Consider the following 18278-nt stretch of genomic DNA (forward strand, 5'->3'; position numbering starts at 1 on the left):
CCACCCCGGCAGGGGCAGCCGCAGGGCTTGAGCCGCAGGGCACGGCAATGACCGCTGTGTCCGCGGCGGAACCGCTGCAGCCGGGGGCCGGCATTCCCGCCGCCGGTTCCGGGCTGCGGCCGGAGCCTGACGAAGGAGTCGACGTCCTGGCTGTTGCCATGGCGGCCGCTCCGCAGACAACGCTCCGGGAGGATTCGGAGGAGGCGCTGCATCCCACGCCCCAGCCGCGCCGGGGCGCCGTGGAAACGGCGCTCTGGTACGAGGTGGACGTGGCTGCCCGTGCCGCCGCTGAGGGAGTCACCGGCAAAGCCGGTGAGTCTCTCCTGGTGGGACCGCCCGCAGGCAAGACCGGCCAGGTGCCGGCCAAACTGATTTTCCTTGGCGTCGGTGATGAATCGGTGCTGAGCATGCGCCGTGCCGGTGCCGCCCTTGCCCGGGCCACCCGGGGCGCCCGGCGGATCCGCACCGCTGTTGCTGACGGTCTGGACGCTGCCGCCCAGCAGGCCTTCGTGGAGGGCTTCCTCCTGGGCGGGTACCGGGCTCCCCGGGAGGGCAAAACTCCTGCCGGCCCTCCCGTGGCGAAGGAAATGGAAGTGACCGGGCTGGACCCGGAGGCCCTGAAGATCGCCGAGATCACCGCCCGCGCCGTCTGGCTGGCACGGGATCTGACAAACCTCCCGCCTGACCGGGCAACCCCCGAGTGGATGGCAGCACAGAGCAGTGCCGCCGCAACCCGCGCCGGACTGGAAGTGTCCGTGCTGGACCAGGATGAACTCCGCAGGCAGGGTTTTGGCGGGCTGCTGGCGGTCGGCTCAGGATCCGCCCATCCTCCGCGGCTGGTGCAGCTTTCCTACCGGCCGGAGTCCGGAGAAGGCCAGCACATCGTCCTGGCGGGCAAGGGCATCACCTTTGACTCGGGGGGAATCTCGCTGAAGCCCCGCGACGCCATGATGGCCATGAAAATGGACATGGCCGGTGCCGCCGTTGTGCTGGCCGCGGTTGAGGCCGCGGCTGCGCTGAAGCTTCCCCACCGGGTAACCGCGGTGCTGGCGCTGGCCGAAAACGCGATAGGCGCATCCGCGTACCGCCCGGGAGACGTGGTGAAGACCTACAACGGCACGACCGTGGAAATCGGCAACACGGACGCCGAGGGCCGCATGGTCCTGGCCGACGCACTTGCCTATGCGGCGGCGGAACTGGCACCGGATGTCCTGGTGGACGTGGCTACCCTGACCGGGGCGGCCGCGCTGGGACTGGGCCAGCAGTACGGAGCACTGTTTGCTAATTCTCCGCAGCTCCTCGCTGCACTGGAAAAGGCCGGAAGCGCTTCCGGAGACCGGGTCTGGCAGCTGCCGCTGGTTCACGAGTATGACTACGCACTGGATTCAGCCACCGCGGACCTGGCGCATGTGGCGCCGCCCGCGCTCAAGTTCGGTGCCGGTGCGATCGTGGCCGCGCTGTTCCTGGAGAAGTTTGTCGACGGCACGGCATGGGCCCATATCGACATTGCCGGCCCCATGCGTGCCGGATCAGATACCCATGAAGTTTCCAAGGGTGCCACCGGATTCGGTACCCGCCTGCTGATTTCCTATCTCAGGGACATTCCGCAGGGCAGCTGAGAGCCTAGCTGCCGGTCTTCACGGCCAGCAGCAGGCCGTCGCCGGTGGGCAGCAGCGAGGAAACGAGGGACTCGTTCTCGCGGATGGCTTTGCCCACCTTGCGCATGGTGTTGGTGGTTGCCTCCCGCACCGCGGGATCGGACACCTTGCCGTGGTCCAGCGCATCGTTGACCACCAGCAGCCCGCCGCGCTTGAGCAGGCGCACGGCCTGGCCCACATACAGCGGGAACGACGGCTTGTCCGCGTCGATAAAGACCATGTCGTAGGCGCTGTCGGTGAGCCGGGGGAGGACCTCGGCGGCGCGCCCCGAGATGGTCCTGGTCCGGTTTCCCGGCACTCCGGCTTCCCGGTAGGCTTCGCGCGCGGCCCGCAGATGGTCGACGTCGGAATCGATAGTCGTCAGCACGGACTGCGGTCCGAGGCCGCGCAGCAGGCAGACACCGGAAACGCCTGCTCCGGTTCCCACTTCCACCACGGTCTGGGCCTTGGAAGCGGCCGACAGGACCGTCAGGGCAGCCCCGACACCGGTGGAGATCGGGGAAACGCCAAGTTCATAGGAGCGCTCCCGCGCGCGCAGCAGAACTTCGTCCTCGAAGGGCAGTCCCTCCGTGTAGGACCAGCTGGTCTGCTTGTCGGCGCTCATTCGTGTCACTTTCATTGGAAGGGGAAGCATGCTTAGTCAAGCTTAGGGCCACGCGGCTGTCCGCCCGTCTTCCGGAGGGAGCGCGCCGACTCAAACGGGACGGTAACCGCTCTTGTGCGGCCGCGCGGTGCGTGCTAACAGGCAATTCCCAGATTGATGCGTCAACATAATTATGCAGGAAACAGCACCGGGAATTCGTACGCCCTGCGGGCGTACGGCCGGAACCAGGGAAGGAGGGATGACCATGACGACGACGCCCCAAGCGCCAGCCGAAGCGGCAGACTCCGAGTGGGTCAGGCCCACCTGGGAGGAGGTCGTGACGGCGCATTCAGCGAAAGTCTACCGTCTGGCCTACCGGCTCACCGGAAACCGGCACGACGCCGAGGACCTCACCCAGGAGGTTTTTGTGCGGGTCTTCCGATCCCTGGACAAGTTCCAGCCCGGCACCCTCGACGGCTGGCTGCACCGCATCACCACCAACCTTTTCCTGGACCAGGCGCGCCGCCGGAGCCGGATCCGCTTTGACGGCATGAGCGAGGAAGCCGAGAGCCGCCTGCCCAGCAACGGGCCCGGGCCCGAGCGCAGCTTTGAATTCAACAATCTCGACGTCGATATCACCCGGGCGCTGGACGAACTCCCGCCTGACTTCCGTGCCGCCGTTGTCCTTTGTGACCTTGAGGGGCTCTCCTATGACGAGGTTGCGCGCGCCCTCGGAGTGAAACTCGGCACTGTGCGTTCCCGGATTCACCGGGGCCGGACCATGCTGAAAGAGAAGCTGGCACACCGCGACCCTCAGCAGCGGCGCGGTGCCGGACCGCGGCTGGCCCTTCCACGCGTGGCGGGCGCCAGCTGATTCCATGCGACATCCCAAACGTCTGCTGCAGGAGTTCCTGGACAACGAGGCCAGTCCTGCCCGAGCCGCTGCAGTTGAGGCTCACCTGTCCCGATGCAGCGCGTGCCGTGCCGAGGCTGCACGGGAGCGCCGGCTTCGCAGCCGCCTGCGGTCAGCGGAAATTCCGGTACCCGGCCCCGATCTGCGGGAGCATATCGAACGCACTGCACGTCCGGAAAGTGCCGGAGCCCAGGGGTACGCGGAGGTGCCGACCCCGGCCGCCGGCAAGCGCCGCCGTTCCCGGGGCCTCAAATTCGCCGCCGGCGCCCTCGCCGCCGTCGGCCTGGTCCTGTCCACTGCGTACCTGCTGGGCGGATGGTCCCAGGCAACTGCGCTCAGAGCCTCGGCTCCGAGCCTGGCTGCCGGTTGGAGCGAAGTCACCGGCGGTGAGGGTCACCTGCTGACACCCGATCAGATAGAGGTTCTGAGGAGCCACGGCTGGACCTGTCCGGAACTGCAGACGGTGGGAATGTCGCTGGTTGCAGCACATTCGGGACGCGTTGGCGGGCAACCTGCCGTGATCATGACCCTTGAGGGGAACGGAAGCACGGTAACGGTGTACGAAACAAGGTCCGACACCGGAACTCCGGAACCTGCCCTGGACGGGATCAGCGGACACACCGTCACGGAGGAGGGCTTTGTCCTCCGCAAGGACGGAACCTACCCGGGGCGCCCGAAGGTCTGGCTCCATCCGCAGCGTCCCCACCAGGCTGTCGTGGATTCACAGCGGGTCACGTACTCCGTTGCCGCCACTCCGGCGGAGAAAGTCCTGGACGACGCGGTCAGCGAGATCTCCCTCACCGAGTCGTCCCGGCTGGTCCGCCATATCCCCGACACCGCGCAGGGCCTCTGGGACCGGGTTCAGCGCGGACTGTCCGTCATGACCGGGACCGGGTCTTGAGCGGGCCGCTCCGCGGATGCCCCCGCCCGGCGAGTGGCCTGCAGGACTGCGGGAAAGGTAGTCTTCACAGGTGATCGGAATCAACGGATATGAGCTGCTCGTCCTGGGAATTCTCGCTGTCGTGGTGCTGGGGCCGGAACGCCTGCCCGAGTACGCTTCCCAGCTGGCCCGGCTAATCCGTGAACTGCGGCGGATGGCCACCGGAGCCAGGGAACAGCTCCGCGAAGAAGTGGGCCCCGAGATCGACGAAGTGGACTGGCGGAAGCTGGACCCGCGGCAATACGATCCGCGCCGAATCATCAAGGAAGCGCTGCTTGACGACATCGAGGACGCCGTCAAACCTGTCAGCGCCCGCCCTGCCCCGGCGGCCCCCCGCGGAAGCACCCGGGCACCGGGAGCGGAAAGCGCTGCAGCCCCCACCTCCCCGCCGGCCGTCAAACCGCTGATGCGGCTGAAGTCCGGAGACCGGGCACCCTTCGATTCCGAAGCCACCTAGGCCAGCCCGGCCTCCGGCTGTCAGCGCGGGGTGACGTCCAGCTTCAGGCCGGACAGTCCGCGCGGACGCCGGGCCAGGGCCGCGGCGATGCGGCGGAGTTCAGCCCCCGCCGATCCCTCGGCTGACGCGGACTCCGTGAGCACCACCGGCAATCCGGCATCCCCTCCCGTCCGCAGCTCCACATCCAGCGGGATGCTGCCGAGCAGGGGAATCTCCTTGCCCAGGGCTTCGGTGAGGCGTTTGGCGACAATACTGCCGCCGCCTGAACCGAACAGCTCCATCCTCTCCCCGGTGGGCAGCTGCAGCCAGGACATGTTTTCAATGACTCCGGCCACGCTTTGCCCGGTCTGCGAAGCGACGGATCCGGCGCGTTCAGCGACGTCGGCGGCTGCGGCCTGGGGCGTCGTGATCACGAGGATCTCCGACTGCGGCAGGAGCTGCGCCACCGAAATGGCAATATCCCCGGTTCCCGGCGGCAGGTCAAGGAACAGCACGTCCAGGTCCCCGAAGTAGACATCCGTCAGGAACTGCTCCAGGGCCCGGTGCAGCATGGGTCCGCGCCAGGCGACCGGGGCGTTGCCGGACACGAACATGCCGATGGAAATGGTCTTGATCCCGTACGCCACGGGCGGAAGGATCATTTCATCCACCCGCGTGGGCGGCTGGGTGATGCCCAGCAGCCCCGGAATGGAGAACCCGTGGACATCGGCGTCGACAATCCCCACGCGCAGCCCCGAAGCTGCCATGGCAGCGGCGAGATTGACCGTGACACTGGACTTGCCCACCCCGCCCTTGCCGCTGGCCACCGCGTACACCCGGGTCAGGGAACCCGGGCGGTTGAAGGGAATGTCCTTTGTTCCGCCGGGTCCGCGCAGCATTTCCTTCAGCGCCGCACGCTGTTCGGCGTTCATCACGCCCAGGTCCACCCGGACGCTGCTGACCCCGTCGACCGCGGCCAGGGCGCGCTCGACGTCGGCGGTGATGGTCTCGTGGAGAGGGCAACCGGCGATGGTCAGCAGGATGCCCACGGAGGCGGCGCCGTCGTCGTCCACCGACACCCCGGTGACCATGCCCAGCTCAGTGATCGGGCGCCGAAGCTCCGGGTCCAGGACGGAGCCCAACGCGGCGAGGGCCCGGTCAGCGGTCTGCTGTACTGCCGCCATCCTTAGCCTTCCCTCCCGCCGGGGTTGAGTTTGGGCATGCTGTCCGTGGCCCCGGACTCGGAGTGGCGCCGGCGTGTTGTCCGCCGTCCCTGCCCCTGTCCGTCGTCGTTTGCCTCGTTGGCCTCCAGCAGTTCCTCGAGCAGGCTTCGGAGCTCGGAGCGCACGTAGTCACGGGTGGCAACCTCGCGCAGGGCAATCCGCAGTTCGGCGATCTCCCGCGTCAGGTATTCGGTGTCCATCAGGTTGCGCTCGGCGCGTTCCCGGTCCTGGCGCACCGAGACCCGGTCACGGTCGTCCTGCCGGTTCTGGGCAAGCAGCAGCAGCGGCGCCGCGTAGGACGCCTGCAGGGAGAGCATCAGGGTCAGCAGGGTGAAGCCCAGGGCCACGTTGTCGAAACGCAGCGGCTCCGGACCCCAGGTGTTCCAGATCAGCCAGACGGCGCAGAAGACCGTCATGTACACGAGGAACGTTGGCGTTCCCATGAACCGAGCGAAGTTCTCGGTGGCATGACCGAAGGCATCGGGGTTGGGAGAGAGCCGGGGCAGCCAGCGCGTGCGGGCGGTCCGGGGGGTGTCCAGGCCGCTGGTCTGGGACTTTACTCTTTCAGCCATGTGTCCTTCCCTGCTTTGCGGTTGGTGCATCGTCAGAGGCACGCCAGTCGTCGGGAAGCAGGTGGTCAAGGACATCGTCCACTGTCACTGCTCCCACAAGGCGGCCGCCGTCGTTCACGACCGGCAGCGAATTGAGGTTGTAGGTGGCCAGCATGCGGGACACTTCGCTGATACTCGCGTAGTCCCGCACCGGCTCCAAATCTGTATCAAGGATATTGCCCAGCGCTTCGGGCGGAGCCGACCGCAGCAGCTGCTGGATATGCACGACGCCGAGGTACCGTCCCGTGGGCGTCTCCAGCGGCGGCCGGCACACATAGATCGAGGAGGCCAGGGCCGGTGTCAGCTCCTCCCTGCGGACATGCGCGAGTGCTTCCGCCACGGTTGCCTCCGGCGGCAGGATCACCGGGACCGGAGTCATCAGCGAACCGGCGGTATCCTCCTCATACTGCATCAGGCGCCGCACATCGCGGGCGTCTTCGGGCTCCATGAGCTGCAGCAGCTCTTCCTTCTGCTCCTCGGGAAGCTCGTTCAGGAGGTCGGCGGCGTCGTCGGGATCCATTTCCTCGAGAACGTCAGCGGCACGCTCCACGTTCAGCGACTGCAGGATCTGCACCTGGTCATCGTCCGGAAGTTCCTGCAGCACGTCGGCAAGCCGTTCATCCTGGAGCTCGCTGGCCACTTCGATCCGGCGCTTGCCGCTCATCTCATGCAGGGCCTCGGCGAAGTCAGCGGCCTTCAGGTCATCATTCTGCGCGACGAACTGGGTTGCTGCCTGCGGGCCGCTGACGTCCCAGTGGAAGATGTCCGCCCAGTCGATGATGATCGGTTCCCCGCGCCGGCGAAGGGACCGCAGCCGGGAGGGGGAACCGCCGCGGCGGACAAACAGGTTGGATACGTGCCAGTCGCCGGCACGGTTCTGCTCGATGGCAATGTCTTCGATGGTTGCTTCGCCGCTCCCGTCACGGAGGAGGACCTTGCGGTCGAAGAGCTCGGCCACGACGAGCATCTCCGCCCCGCGCTGTTCAAAACGGCGCAGATTCACCAGCCCGGTGCAGATGATCTGGCTGGGATCCATGGAGGTGATGCGCGTAATCGGAACAAAAACCCGTTTCTTCCCGGGTACTTCCACCACAATGCCCACGGCCTGCGGCGGGCGGCCGGGACCGCGGTCCAGCACGACGGCGTCGCGCAGCCGGCCCAGGCGGTCGCCCAAAGGGTCAAAGACGTCGAGGCCGAGCAGGCGTGCAATGAAGACACGGGTAGGATTTTTGCTCACATTCTTAGGCTACGTGGTGCCCGGCGCTTCCGCCGTATTTGGCCTGGGCAGCGGAGGCAGCACGGTTCAGGGAACCACCGGCCTGCGGGAACTGCCGCGGAGACCGTTCACTTCAAGCGATACAGCCACCGCCGGGGCGGGAAGTGGGACAGAATGGAAGAATGTCTAACCTCTTCGGTTCAAAGCCGCCACGCGATGAAGGCCGCAGCCTGCCCCAGGGTGAGACGGTGGGCCGCTACACCGCCTACCTCGACGCCCAGAAAGCGGTGGACTATCTGGCAGACAGCAAGTTCCCGGTTCAGATGGTCTCGATCATCGGCAACGAACTGAAATCGGTGGAGCGGGTGACCGGCAGGTTGTCCTACCCGAAGGTAGCGCTGTCCTCGGCGGCGACCGGCGCCTGGTTCGGATTGTTTGTCGGTCTGGCCCTGATGCTGTTTGCCGGCGGAGAGTCCTATATCTCCCTGCTTCCCTCCATGGCGCTGGGTGCGGTTTTCTGGCTGCTCTTCGGGGTGCTGGCCTATGCCCTGCAGCGCGGCCGGCGCGATTTCACCTCCATCAGCCAGGTGGTCGCCACCAGCTACGACGTCATTGTTGCGCCGCAGGCCGCCAATGATGCCCGCCGGCTGCTGCAGCAGCTGCCGATGATCGGACAGCACGGCCACCCGCAGCCCCCGCAGAACCGCCCCCCGTACCAGGGCGCGCCGCCCTACCAGAGCGGCCAGGGGCCGTACCAGGGACAGAACCCGCAGCAGGGTCCGCAGCAGGGTGCCGCTCCGGAGCGTCCGGCAAGCTGGGCCAACCCCTATGGGCAGGCAACCAATCCGCAGCAGCCCGCCCCGGCAGGCCAGGACGGAGCCGGGCAGGACGCCGCCGGCAGCCCGCAGGGTGCCCCGGCATCGCCGGCCCAGACCGGAACGGTGCCCCGGGGCCAGTTCCCCGATCTCCCGGACGGCCGGCCGCAGTACGGCGTGCGGCTTCCTCCGGCTCCGGCTCCGCAGGCCGCTGAAGACACCGCTGCCGGGGAGCGCGGCTCTGAATCCGCCGGAGCGCATGCACCCGGAACCGCCCCGGAGCAGGACACCGGCGCCGGAACCCGGGACGACACCGCCGGCAGTGCCAGCAGCAACGACAAGCGCTAGCAGAGCAACGATAAGCGCTAGCAGCAGGAACCACCGCCGAAAAGCATGAAAGAGGCTCCGCACCCCAAGGGTGCGGAGCCTCTTTCATGTACTGCTTTTGTTATGCGGCCGCTCGCAGCTTCTACGGGCGGGGGAGCGGGCAGTCTATTCGGCTGCGTACAGGCCGGCCATCCAGTTCTCGACGTCCTCCGGGTTGCGCGGCAGCGCTGAGCTGAGGTTGACGGGTCCGTCGGCCGTGATGAGGATGTCATCCTCAATCCGGACACCAATGCCGCGGTACTCCTCCGGAACGGTCATGTCCTCGTTCTTGAAGTACAGGCCCGGTTCAATGGTGAAGACCATGCCCTCGGTGATGACGCCGTCCAGGTACAGGTCCTTGCGGGCCTGCGCGCAGTCGTGGACATCCATGCCGAGGTGGTGGCTGGTGCCGTGCGGCATCCAGCGGCGGTGCTGCTGGCCCTCGTCGGAGAGTGCTTCCTCCAGCGGCACGGGAAGCAGCCCCCAGCTGTCGAGCCGTTCGGCCAGGACCCGGACGGCTGCGGCGTGGACGTCACGGAACTTGGCGCCCGGCTTGGCAGCGGCGAAGCCTGCATCGGCAGCATCCAGGACAGCCTGGTAGATCTTGCGCTGAACGGGGGAGTAGCTGCCGTTGACCGGCACTGTGCGGGTGATGTCGGCGGTGTAGAGGCTGTCTGCTTCCACACCGGCGTCCAGGAGCAGGAGCTCGCCGGCGTTGACGGTGCCGTTGTTGCGGATCCAGTGCAGGACGGTGGCGTTGTTGCCGGCCGCGGCGATGGTGTCGTAGCCGAGGTCGTTGCCTTCTTCGCGGGCACGCGCAAAGAACGCGCCTTCAACAACGCGTTCGCCGCGGGGATGGGCGATGGCCCGGGGGAGAGCCTTGATGACTTCGGTGAAACCGTTGACAGTGGCCGCCACGGCGGCTTCCATCTGCTTGATTTCCCAGGCGTCCTTGATCAGGCGCAGTTCGGACAGCGCCTCGGTGAGTTCCCCGTCCAGGGCGTCGAGCGCACTCAGGTCCGCGTTCTCAGGATCCATGGCCGTGTTGTAGCGGACGGTGTCCACCAGGGCATCTACCATTTCGTCGACCTTGCGCAGCAGGCGAACAGAGATTCCGCCGAACGTCGGGTCGCCGACATTGGACGTGATGGCCGTTTCGACTTCGTCCAAGTGGCGCGTCGGCAGGTCCAGCAGGGCGCTGACCTGTTCCAGGCCCAGCCGGGAGCCGATCCAGAAAGCACCGTAGCGGGCGTTCGAGTAGAACTCTTCGCTGTCAGTGCCGGCCAGCGGGCGGAAGTACAGGACCGCGGTGTGGTTGCCGCCGTCGTCGCCCGTTCCCGGCTCCACCGGCTCCATCACCAGGATGGCGTCCGGCTCCTGATCCAGGCCCAGGCCGGTCAGGTGCGCAAACCCGGAGTGCGGACGGAAGCGGTAATCGGTGTCGTTGGACCGGACCTTCAACGGCCCGGCCGGGATCACGAGCCGTTCGCCCGGGAACCGTTCGGACAGCGCGCGGCGGCGCTTGGCCGCGTACGGTGCAACCTCGGCGCGGGCGGGAAGCTCTGCGTTGTCCTCGGCCCAGCCGGTGGCCATGAACGCCTTGTAGGCCTCGTTGGAGGGCTTCTGGGAGCGGTTGTTTACGCGGTCATCCAGGGGCTGCCCTTCGGACAACTCTCCGAGTCCGGACGTATCAGCGGTGGTCAGTGGATTCGCATCAGTAGTCACCCCTCCATGGTCTCACTGCCGCCCGGAGCCGCCAAACATCTCCGCCGCCTGGCCCCCCCGGGCGCGGGTAGCCCGGCGCCCGGGAGAACCAAGTAGATTGAGGAGGTGAGAATCGACCTGCACACCCACTCAACCGTTTCCGACGGGACCCAGCCGCCGGCGGAAGTTATGCGCTCCGCCGCAGAGGCAGGGCTCGACGCCGTGGCGCTGACGGACCACGATTCCACGGCCGGGTGGGAAGAAGCAGGGGAGGCTGCCCGGGCGCTGGGGCTGACCCTGGTGCCGGGCATGGAGGTGTCCTGCCGCAGCAGCGAAGGGATCAGCGTGCACGTCCTCTCCTATCTGCACGATCCCGCGCACCCCGGGCTGCTGGCTGAGATCGCCCGGTCGCGGTCAGCCCGGGTGTCGCGGGCGGAGCTGATGGTCCAGCGCCTGGCCGAGGACTTTCCCATCAACTGGGAACTGGTCCAGGAGCATGTTGCCCCCGGAGCGACGATTGGCCGCCCGCACATTGCGGATGCGCTGGTGACAGCGGGCGTGGTCCCGAACCGTTCCGCAGCCTTCTCCGGCATCCTTACCGCCCGGTCGCGGTACTTTGTTGCCCACTACGCACCGGACCCGGCCCGGGCCGTGGAGCTGATCCGGCAGGCCGGAGGCGTGCCGGTGTTTGCGCATCCCGTGGCATCCTCGCGGGGCCGGGTGGTGGGCGAGGCGACTTTCCACGAGATGATCGACGCCGGATTGCTGGGCGTTGAGGTTGACCACCGGGACAATCCGCCCGAAGGACGAGCCTGGCTGCAGCAGCTGGCACAGGAGAACTCGCTGCTGGTCACCGGCTCCAGCGACTACCACGGGACGGGCAAGCCAAACCGGCTGGGGGAATTCACCACCGAGCCGGAGGTCCTGGAGAAAATAGCATCGCTGGCCACCGGAACCGGCGTCGTTAGAAGCTAAAGAGACCGCGGGGACATAATGCGCTGCAGGGTAAATGCAGGAATTTCCCGGAATTATTTATGCACAGTTGCTGATTCATGCAGCAGACCTGCTAGCTTGTAAAAGTCAGGCGAGGTTCTGGGGGACACCGTCTGATGGATGCCCCAGGGCAATTCTCCGGGCGGCTGTGCAGCTGCCCGCCGCGGTTTGAGCCTCTGCTCACCGTATTACGGCGACGCTCGCGCGCTGCTGCCCCGATGAAGGCCGCCCGTCAACGGATATCAGCAATCACGACATCCGCCCTGCAGCGCCTGCCTCCATCCACAGGCCCGCCGGAGTGCGGTTGACGGCCTTTTGCATCAAAAACCCGCGGCGGGCTTTTGCCGCGGCTGAGAGGAAAATGTGCCCGACGAAGGAATGGATTTTTATCAATTGGGGGGATGGACAGTAATTACACTGTTCGTCCTTTTTTATGGCGGAACATTCCTTATGTCCACGCTGATAGGGAAAAAGAAGGAAAATGCAGACGGTTACATGACCGCCGGCAACAAAGTGGGGTTCGGCGTATCGGCCGCAAGCATGACGGCCACCTGGATCTGGGCGTCATCCATGTATGCCTCCGCGACCTCCGGATACACCTACGGGATTTCCGGGCCCATCCACTACGGGCTGTGGGGCGCCCTGATGATTCTGTTCATCTACCCGTTCGGCAAACGGATACGCAAGGTAGCGCCCAAAGCCCACACGCTGGCTGAGGTCATGCGCGCCCGGCACGGAAAATCAAGCCAGCTGATGCTGGCCGGATCCAACGTGGTCGGCAGCGTCATCTCGCTGACCTCAAACTTCATTGCCGGCGGTGCCCTCGTTGCCCTGCTCTCACCCTTCAGCTTTCAGCAGGGGATCGTTGCCGTAGCCGCGGGAGTCCTGCTCTACACACTGTGGTCCGGCTTCCGGGCCTCGGTCCTGACGGACTTCGCCCAGGTCGTCGCGATGCTCGGAGCCGTCGTCATCATCATTCCGGTGATCTTCTTCGCTGCGGGCGGACCGTCCATGTTTGAGTCCGGCGCGGCAAACCTGACGCCGGAGCAGTCGAACTTCTTTTCTTCCGAAGCGTTCCTCAACCAGGGCGCCCCGTACATTGCGGCGGTCCTGGCCTACGCCATCGGCAACCAGACCATCGCCCAGCGGCTGTTCGCGGTGCGCGAGGACATGATCAAAAAGACCTTCGTGACGGCCACTATCGGCTACGGGGCGACGGTGATCGGCATCGGCATGCTCGGGGTCATGGCCCTGTACCTGGGAATCAGCCCGATGGACTCGGACCTGAACAACATCATCCCGCAAATGGCCTCCACCTACCTTGGGCCGGTCCTGCTGGGGGTCTTCTTCATCATGATCCTCGGGTCGCTTTCCTCCACTGCGGACTCCGATCTTTCGGCCCTGTCCTCCATCATGATGGCGGACGTCTACGGCCAGAACATCGCCAAGCCGGGGAAGGCCAACCCCAAGACCATGCTGCTGATCGGACGCCTCTCCATGGTGGTCGCGACCGGCGCGGGCCTGTATTTCGCCAGCGGACAGATGAACATCCTTGATCTGCTGGTGTTTGTGGGCGCGCTGTGGGGTGCCCTGGTATTTCCCGTGCTGGCCAGCTTCTACTGGAAAAAGGTCACCAACATGGCGTTTACCGTCTCAGTGCTGGCAGCCCTCGCGGTCTTCATCCCGGTGCGCTTCGGCTGGTTCCCCATGGACGGCTCCATCGGTTATGTCTTCGACGCAGTGTCGGTGGTCGGCGTGGGAGTTGTCCTGGGTCTGATGGCCTTCGGCTTCTTCGGGCTCAAGCCGGCCCTGATCATCGGGGCGGCAGCGGCCGCAGCGGCAGCGCCATTTGTCATGGGGTTCCTGCATGACTACGAGGTCTTGACCGGCTCACTGGCTGCCTACGCAGTCAGCACCGTTGTCTGCTTCCTGATGTCCGTGCGCAGCAGCTCGGACTTCGACTTCGACGTGATCCGGCAGCGCATAGGCGACTTCGACAATCGCCCGGTGGAAGAAGTCCCGGCCGCCGCCCTGCCCCGGGCCTGAGTCCCGCAGTCCCGGCCCCATCCCCCTAAGGAGAGCATCACCATGGCTACATTTTGGCTTACCGTCTACGTCCTGGTCTGGCCCGTCCTCGTGGCTGGAATCCTCGTCCAGATTTCCCGTGCATTTTTCCGCGACTGGGCGCAGGCCCGGAGGGAAGGCCGCAGCATCATCTAACGATGCCGGCCGGAGCGCGAAAAGCGCGTAAAGGGCGCCGGGTCTGCAGGATTTTTCCTGCGGACCCGGCGCCCTTTTGACTGACCTGGCTGCTACCTCGCGGTTACCGCCGCAGCGGCCACTGCTTCGGCCGGGACGAGGTCGGCAGCGTGCCCGAGCCGGTTGGCCATCACCTCGATGGCCTGCGGATTCGCATCCACGCAGACAAATTTCCGGTTCAGCTTTGCTGCAACGGCACCCAGGGTGCCGGAACCGGCAAAGAAGTCCAGCACCCAGTCACCCTCGCGGCTGCTGGCGGCCACGGTGCGGCGGAGCAGGCCCTCGGGTTTCTGGGTCGGATAGCCGGTCTTCTCCTTGCCCGTGGGCGAGACGATGGTATGCCACCAGACATCCGTGGGAAGCTTCCCGAGGGCTACCTTCTCAGGGGTGACCAGGCCCGGCGCCATGTACGGTTCCCGGTCCACCTCGGTGTTGTCGAAGTGGTAGGCAGCCGGATTCTTGACATAGACGAGGATGTTGTCGTGCTTGGCCGGCCAGCGGTTCTTGGCCCGGCCGCCGTAGTCATAGGCCCAGATAATTTCGTTGAGGAAGCAGTCCCTGCCGAAGAGGGCGTCCAGCATGACCTTGGCGTAGTGCACTTCCCGGTAATCCAGGTGCACGTACAGCGTGCCGTCGTCGGCCAGGAGACGCCAGGCTTCGGCCAGCCGCGGTTCCAGGAACGCCCAGTAGTCCTCGAAGGCGTCGTCGTAACTGGAAAGCAGGCCCTTGACCGTGCTGTAGCTGCGGCCTTTGAACCCGACCCGGTCGCCGGTGCCGTTGGCGCTGCGGACCATGGTGGTCTGCTGCCTCCGCTGCGACCGGCCCGTGTTGAACGGGGGATCCACGTAGATCATGGTGAAGGCGCCGTCCGGCAGGGTCGGCAGGAACACTGCGTTGTCCGCGTGGACCACCAGCGACCTGCCGTCCGGCGACCAAAGGGGTGTGCTCATGGGCTGTTGTGCTGCCGTGCTATTCGGCTGCGCGGGCGGTGTCGCCGACCACTTCACCGTTGCGGCGGCGGGTGCGCGTACGGCTGCGGCGGGGACGCTCGGCCGAAGCATCGGTTGAGGCAGCTGCGGGAGCATCAGCCTTCTGTGCCGGGGCGGCAGCCGTTTCGCCGTCGGAGCGGCGGGGATTGTCCCGCTTCTCCGACCGCGGGCGGTCGCTGCTTCGCGTGCGGTCGCCGCCGCGGGGACGGTCGCCGCGGGTACCGCCGCGTGACCGGTCGCCTCCGCGTGCACCGTCACGGGACGGCGCTGCAGCGTTCTTCTTGCCGGTCTCGCCCAGATCCTCGATCTGCTCGGCATTGATTCCGGCGTGCGTGCGCTTGTTGCGCGGCAGCCGGCCCTTGGTGCCTGCGGGAATGTTCAGGTCCGTGTAGAGGTGCGGGGAGGAGGAATAGGTCTCCACGGGCTCGGCCTGGTCCAGGCCCAGGGCCTTGTTGATCAGGCCCCACCGGGGAACGTCGTCCCAGTCCACGAAGGTCACTGCGGTGCCCTTGTTGCCGGCGCGGCCGGTGCGGCCCACGCGGTGCAGGTAGGTCTTTTCGTCTTCGGGGCACTGGTAGTTGATGACGTGGGTGACGTCGTCGACGTCGATCCCGCGGGCGGCGACGTCCGTGGCGACGAGGACGTCCACCTTTTCGTTGCGGAAGGCCCGCATGGCCTGCTCGCGGGCGCCCTGGCCCAGGTCTCCGTGCATGGCGGCCACGGCGAAGCCGCGGTCGGTCAGCTCCTCCGACAGCTTGGCGGCCGTGCGCTTGGTCTTGGTGAAGATGATCGTGCGGCCGCGGCCTTCTGCCTGCAGGATCCGGGACACCACTTCGCTCTTGTCGAGGTTGTGGGCGCGGTAGACAACCTGGCGGATGTCCTTCTTGGTCAGCCCCTCGTCATCCGGGTCTGCGGCGCGGATGTGGGTGGGCTTGGTCATGTACCGGCGTGCCATGGCGACGACGGCGCCGGGCATGGTGGCCGAGAACAGCAGCGTCTGGCGGACGGCGGGGGTGGCGGCCATCAGGGTTTCGACGTCGGGCAGGAAGCCCAGGTCCAGCATTTCGTCGGCTTCGTCAAGAACCACGATGCGGACGTTCTTCAGCGAGAGGTGCTTCTTGTTGTACAGGTCAATCAGCCGGCCTGGGGTTCCGACGACGATTTCCACGCCGGCGGTCAGGGCATCGATCTGGGGTTCATACGCGCGTCCGCCGTAGATCGTGGCGATGCGGGCGCCGCGGCGCTTGGCTGCGGTGGAAAGGTCGCCGGCCACCTGGACGGCAAGCTCACGGGTGGGCACCACGATCAGAGCCTGCGGTGCGCCGGGAACGGCGAGGGAAGCATAGGCCTCGTCGTCCGGGGCAATGACACGCTGGATTGCGGGGATGCCGAAGCCCAGCGTCTTGCCGGTACCCGTCTTGGCCTGGCCGATGATGTCATGGCCGCCCAGGGCAACGGGAAGCGTCATGGACTGGATCGGGAAGGGGTGGGTGATTCCGGCCTCGGCGAGGGACTGCACAATGTCGGCACGCACGCCGAAATCGGCGAAGGTCAGCTCCGGGATTTCAGCGGCCGCCTGCGACGTGGCGAGGGAATCGGCCAGGGACAGAGCTTCGTTGCTGTCATCAGCGGTGAGGTGGCGCTTGTCGTCCACCTGGGGAAGTTCAGTGTTCAATTAAATACCGTTCAGTTAGGCATCGCGGCGCCACGCTCGACGAGTGGCTGTCAGAGCCCATACCGGAGCGGATGGCGCGCGCATGATGCGTCCAGCGGAAGCCGATCGCGGGCTAACAACTGCAGGTCCGCCGCGGTGCATCGGGCACGGGCGGCGGCCAAAATATCAAGATCGCGTAGGTATTGCGGGTCTGGCTAAGGTCTATCAGACGACCGGGCATCCTTTTACTACCCAACAAGTCTAACCGGTGGTCGCCTTTGACCGCGCATTGGAGGCGGGTGCGCCGCGCAGGCGGACTCCGGCGGTACGCTGAACTTCATGACGAACCGGACCCGTCCCGATCCCCTTGCCCTTCAGGGCCCGGAGCTGCGGGGTTCTTCCCCTGACGCCGCCGAGCTGTACCAGCGATTCCTCGCCGACCTTTTCGGGGTGATGGCCTACGGCGAGCTGTCGGCTTTTGAACGCATGTCCTCCGATGCCCGGTTCTCGCCGACGTTGCACGACCGGACGGTGCTGGGCCGGCTCGCCGTGCGGGAATACGAACACTTTGAACGGGTGAGCGGCCATCTTCGATCCCTGGGGCTTGACCCCGAAACCGCCATGCAGCCGTTCCAGCCGTCGGTGGATGCCTTCCACGACCGGACCCGGCCGGCGGACTGGTTTGAGTCGCTGATGAAGTTCTATGTCACGGACGGCATTTCCGACGACTTCTACCAGGCGGTTGCCTCGCGCCTGGACCCCGTAACGGCGGAGCTGGTGCTGGGACTGCAGGAAACCGAGCCCAGCGGCGCGGTCCTCGAGGAACGGCTCCGGCAGGCGCTCTCCGATGACCCGCGGCTCTCCTCGCGGCTGGCGCTGTGGGGACGGCGGCTGGTTGGAGAAGCCCTGACCCAGGCCCAGCGGGTTGTCCTCGAACGGGCTGTTTTGGGCGGACTGCTGCAGGACACGGAGCAGGGCATCTACGAGGATGAGGTCAAAACGCTCTTTGCTTCGCTGACCCGCAACCATTCGCGGCGCATGAGCAGGCTTGGCCTGACTGCCTGACTGCCTGAACCTGTACAAACGGTGCTTCAGCGCCGTCTTGACCCCGGTTTGGACTGATCAGCAGGCCGATTGCCGTTCAACCAGGTCAAGTGCTGATGAGGGCCGTCGACCGTGCGGATTACCGCAGGGTTTTTTGGGTGAGCAACGGGGGAGGAATGGACAGGACATCTGTTGCCAGGCGGTGCTTCCTGTGGATGGGTGCCGCTGCCGTGGTGCTCTCCGCGCCGGGTTCGGAAAGGCTGCCCGGAAACGGAACCGGACCTTCCGCCGTAGTCATCGGTGATTCCCAGACCGGTGCCGGCACGTGGGTGGACCGCGGACTGGCTGAGCTGGGCTACCGCACTGTTCTGCGGGGTGCCGGCGGTACGGGCTACACCAAAGCGTCCGGCACCACGGGCAGGTACCACGATGCGCTCACGCGCAAGGAATGGCTGCTGCCGGAGGGAAAACCCGAACTGGTGGTGCTTCAGGGCGGAGGGAACGACGTCGGTTATGCCTCCGACCAGGAGCTCGTCCGCGCAGCTGAAGAAATGATCACCGAGATGCGACAAACGTATCCGCTGTCCCGGCTGGTCATGGTGGGAGTCATTTCCTCCGGTCCCGAGCCGGGCCCGGGCGGAAGCAGGCACGCTGCGGACAGACAGCTCGCCTCGGTGGCGGGGGATCAGGGGGTGGAGTTTCTTGCCGTGGGGGACTGGTGGACCCGCTTTGGCCTTGGCCAGTTCCTGCAGCCGGACGGAAGACACTTCACGCCCGCCGGGCACCGGGCGGCAGGCCGGGTGTTTGCCCGCGAACTGGGCTTCCTGCTGGCCGCGGGTGCCGCCGGCCCGGGCGAGCCGGGCGGTCCGTAACG

At 66.3% G+C, this 18278-nt stretch carries 17 protein-coding genes; 10 read left to right on the forward strand and 7 right to left on the reverse strand.

The annotated features are described in order from the left end of the window. The first annotated feature begins 47 nt into the window (after window positions 1-47). Window positions 48-1619: a leucyl aminopeptidase family protein gene (locus WKB88_RS05250; protein WP_341393482.1), complete on the forward strand. Its 1572-nt coding sequence runs from the start codon at window positions 48-50 to the stop codon at window positions 1617-1619. Between the two features lie 4 nt (window positions 1620-1623). Here the strand turns inward: WKB88_RS05250 and WKB88_RS05255 are convergent, their stop codons facing one another. Next, window positions 1624-2262: an O-methyltransferase gene (locus WKB88_RS05255; protein ID WP_341393483.1), complete on the reverse strand. Its 639-nt coding sequence runs from the start codon at window positions 2260-2262 to the stop codon at window positions 1624-1626. A 238-nt stretch (window positions 2263-2500) separates the two neighbouring features. Between WKB88_RS05255 and sigE the strand changes: the two genes are divergently transcribed. From sigE to WKB88_RS05270, 3 genes are all read left to right on the forward strand, one after another. Next, window positions 2501-3115 (forward strand): RNA polymerase sigma factor SigE, encoded by a 615-nt coding sequence (gene sigE / locus WKB88_RS05260; protein ID WP_341393484.1) that lies wholly within the window; start codon window positions 2501-2503, stop codon window positions 3113-3115. 4 nt (window positions 3116-3119) lie between these two features. Continuing rightward, window positions 3120-4055 carry a zf-HC2 domain-containing protein gene (locus WKB88_RS05265; protein WP_341393485.1) on the forward strand — a complete coding sequence of 312 codons (936 nt, stop codon included), beginning with the start codon at window positions 3120-3122 and terminating at the stop codon, window positions 4053-4055. Between the two features lie 70 nt (window positions 4056-4125). Continuing rightward, window positions 4126-4551 (forward strand): sec-independent translocase, encoded by a 426-nt coding sequence (locus tag WKB88_RS05270; protein ID WP_341393486.1) that lies wholly within the window; start codon window positions 4126-4128, stop codon window positions 4549-4551. A 20-nt stretch (window positions 4552-4571) separates the two neighbouring features. On the opposite strand, the gene WKB88_RS05275 is transcribed toward WKB88_RS05270, so the two are convergent. The 3 genes from WKB88_RS05275 to WKB88_RS05285 are packed head-to-tail and all read right to left on the reverse strand — an operon-like array spanning window position 4572 to window position 7601. Next, the gene (locus WKB88_RS05275; protein ID WP_341393487.1) at window positions 4572-5714 is read right to left on the reverse strand and encodes an Mrp/NBP35 family ATP-binding protein; all 1143 of its coding nucleotides are present in this window, start codon (window positions 5712-5714) and stop codon (window positions 4572-4574) included. Between the two features lie 2 nt (window positions 5715-5716). After that, window positions 5717-6325, reverse strand: coding sequence for a DUF1003 domain-containing protein (locus tag WKB88_RS05280; protein ID WP_341393488.1), 609 nt, complete (start codon window positions 6323-6325; stop codon window positions 5717-5719). After that, window positions 6318-7601: a magnesium transporter gene (locus WKB88_RS05285; protein WP_341393489.1), complete on the reverse strand. Its 1284-nt coding sequence runs from the start codon at window positions 7599-7601 to the stop codon at window positions 6318-6320. Before WKB88_RS05285 ends, WKB88_RS05280 begins: the two co-directional genes overlap by 8 nt. 161 nt (window positions 7602-7762) lie before the next feature. Here WKB88_RS05285 and WKB88_RS05290 point away from each other — a divergent pair, with 161 nt between their 5' ends. Then, a complete protein-coding gene (locus WKB88_RS05290; RefSeq protein WP_341393490.1) occupies window positions 7763-8743 on the forward strand; it encodes a general stress protein in 981 nt (326 codons plus the stop codon). Between the two features lie 144 nt (window positions 8744-8887). On the opposite strand, the gene WKB88_RS05295 is transcribed toward WKB88_RS05290, so the two are convergent. Then, window positions 8888-10486, reverse strand: coding sequence for an aminopeptidase P family protein (locus WKB88_RS05295; protein ID WP_445818871.1), 1599 nt, complete (start codon window positions 10484-10486; stop codon window positions 8888-8890). Window positions 10487-10591: 105 nt separating this feature from the next. Here WKB88_RS05295 and WKB88_RS05300 point away from each other — a divergent pair, with 105 nt between their 5' ends. The 3 genes from WKB88_RS05300 (at window position 10592) to WKB88_RS05310 (ending at window position 13678) form a co-directional block, all read left to right on the forward strand. Beyond that, window positions 10592-11440: a PHP domain-containing protein gene (locus tag WKB88_RS05300; RefSeq protein ID WP_341393491.1), complete on the forward strand. Its 849-nt coding sequence runs from the start codon at window positions 10592-10594 to the stop codon at window positions 11438-11440. A gap of 396 nt (window positions 11441-11836) precedes the next feature. Beyond that, window positions 11837-13504 carry a sodium:solute symporter family protein gene (locus WKB88_RS05305; protein ID WP_341393744.1) on the forward strand — a complete coding sequence of 556 codons (1668 nt, stop codon included), beginning with the start codon at window positions 11837-11839 and terminating at the stop codon, window positions 13502-13504. A gap of 42 nt (window positions 13505-13546) precedes the next feature. Then, window positions 13547-13678 (forward strand): putative transporter small subunit, encoded by a 132-nt coding sequence (locus WKB88_RS05310; protein WP_341393492.1) that lies wholly within the window; start codon window positions 13547-13549, stop codon window positions 13676-13678. A gap of 92 nt (window positions 13679-13770) precedes the next feature. Here WKB88_RS05310 and WKB88_RS05315 read toward each other — a convergent pair whose 3' ends face one another. Next, window positions 13771-14667 (reverse strand): DNA-methyltransferase, encoded by an 897-nt coding sequence (locus WKB88_RS05315; protein ID WP_341393493.1) that lies wholly within the window; start codon window positions 14665-14667, stop codon window positions 13771-13773. A gap of 19 nt (window positions 14668-14686) precedes the next feature. Then, window positions 14687-16315 (reverse strand): DEAD/DEAH box helicase, encoded by a 1629-nt coding sequence (locus WKB88_RS05320; protein WP_341393745.1) that lies wholly within the window; start codon window positions 16313-16315, stop codon window positions 14687-14689. A 384-nt stretch (window positions 16316-16699) separates the two neighbouring features. Between WKB88_RS05320 and WKB88_RS05325 the strand changes: the two genes are divergently transcribed. Together WKB88_RS05325 and WKB88_RS05330 are read left to right on the forward strand one after the other, a co-directional pair. Then, on the forward strand, window positions 16700-17425 hold the full coding sequence (locus WKB88_RS05325; RefSeq protein WP_341393494.1) for a ferritin-like fold-containing protein: 726 nt from the start codon (window positions 16700-16702) through the stop codon (window positions 17423-17425). 155 nt (window positions 17426-17580) lie between these two features. Continuing rightward, window positions 17581-18276, forward strand: a complete 696-nt coding sequence (locus WKB88_RS05330; RefSeq protein WP_341393495.1) for an SGNH/GDSL hydrolase family protein — start codon at window positions 17581-17583, stop codon at window positions 18274-18276. The last annotated feature ends 2 nt before the right edge of the window (window positions 18277-18278 follow it).

It is taken from the genome of Arthrobacter sp. G119Y2, from assembly GCF_038069765.1.
Classification (GTDB): domain Bacteria; phylum Actinomycetota; class Actinomycetes; order Actinomycetales; family Micrococcaceae; genus Arthrobacter_B.